The organism is Paenibacillus xylanilyticus (assembly GCF_013359935.1).
GTDB lineage: Bacteria > Bacillota > Bacilli > Paenibacillales > Paenibacillaceae > Paenibacillus > Paenibacillus xylanilyticus.
This window is the reverse complement of record NZ_JABMCB010000200.1, coordinates 1-1,291: the sequence shown is the minus strand read 5'-3', so window position 1 is coordinate 1,291 and position 1,291 is coordinate 1. Positions and strand designations below refer to the sequence as shown.

At 43.5% G+C, this 1,291-nt stretch carries 1 protein-coding gene; it reads right to left on the bottom strand.

Annotated elements, in window-relative coordinates; all coding sequences use genetic code 11:
• Nucleotides 1-44: 44 nt before the first annotated feature.
• A protein-coding gene (locus HP552_RS24295; protein ID WP_376768984.1) for an IS3 family transposase occupies nt 45-1,207 on the bottom strand; the annotation gives its coding sequence in 2 pieces (ribosomal slippage) (nt 45-943 and nt 943-1,207; 1,164 coding nt in all).
• Nucleotides 1,208-1,291 lie beyond the last annotated feature (84 nt).

The window sequence follows — 1,291 nt, the reverse complement described above, 5'->3', positions numbered from 1 at the left end:
TGGTCATAACCCTGTCAAGTAGACAGTACAAAAAAAGACAAGATTTAAGCTGCGGCCGTTTCCCGGTATTCTACCGGGGAACGGTCGTTTAGTTTTTTCTGAAATCGGTTTTGGTTGTAAAACAATATGTATTCTCTCACTTGTTGTTCAACCTCTGCCTTATTTGCCGCCTTATTCAAGTATATTTTCTCGGTCTTTAAGTGAGAGAAAAAAGACTCGATACTGGCATTGTCTAGGCAATTTCCACGCCTGGAGTGACTGCCTAGCATGCCGAGCTGTTTCAGTTTACGGTTAAAAGGCTTCGAGGTATATTGAAATCCTTGATCCGAGTGCAGGATTACGCCACTTAGATCCACGTGCTGACGGAGTCTATCCAGCGTTTCATGAACTAAAGCAAGATCATTTCGTTCAGAAAGATGCCACGCTACAATTTCGTTATTGTATAAATCCTGAATAACAGAGAGATACACAAAATGTTCTCCAGCACGAATATAGGTAATGTCGGTAACCAGCTTCGTTCGTGGCGTATCCGCCCGAAACTTGCGCTCAAGCCGATTTGGATTCACCACAGAAGCTTGTTTTCCAAAGAATCGACGTTTCTTTCGAATGACAGAACAGATGCCTAATTGTTTCATTAATCGGTACACCTTTTTGTGGTTGACTCTAAGGCCTTCCCTCCGTAAAGCTACCGTCATTCGAAGATAACCAAAGTAGGGATGCACGCGATGGATGGCAAGCAGGTGTGATTCCAATTCATGTTCTTTTTGTCTACGTTCGCTTGTCGCCTGTCTACTTTTTCTCCACTTATAATAGCCCGAACGGGAAACCGCAGCTAACTTCAAGAGCCAAGCCAGACCATGGCGTGCTCGCAGGTCCTCTATGATTTGAAATCTGGCAGCTTTACTCGTCACTCCTTGTGTAGATTTGGATACTGCTTTTTTAAGTATTCAATCTCCGCTCGCAAGTATGCCATCTCTTCTTCCATACTGGAAAACTTGGTTCTAAGGCGTCCCCGTTTGGATGTAGCAGGTTCTAGACTCATTCCCTGTTTCGTTTTTGCAGCCCATACTTGTACCTGAGATTTATTTTGAATATCCAAACGTTTCGCCACTTCACGTATACTCATGTGTTCCTCGTTGACCAGCCGGGCCGCCTCCAATTTCAATTCCAAGGAGTACCGCCGGAAAGTTTGTCCTTTTTTAGCCATAAAAAAATCCCCTTCGTTTGGCAAGATTAAGTCCATCTTAACAGATGTCTTTTTTCTCTTGTCTACTAAAAGGGGATAATACCA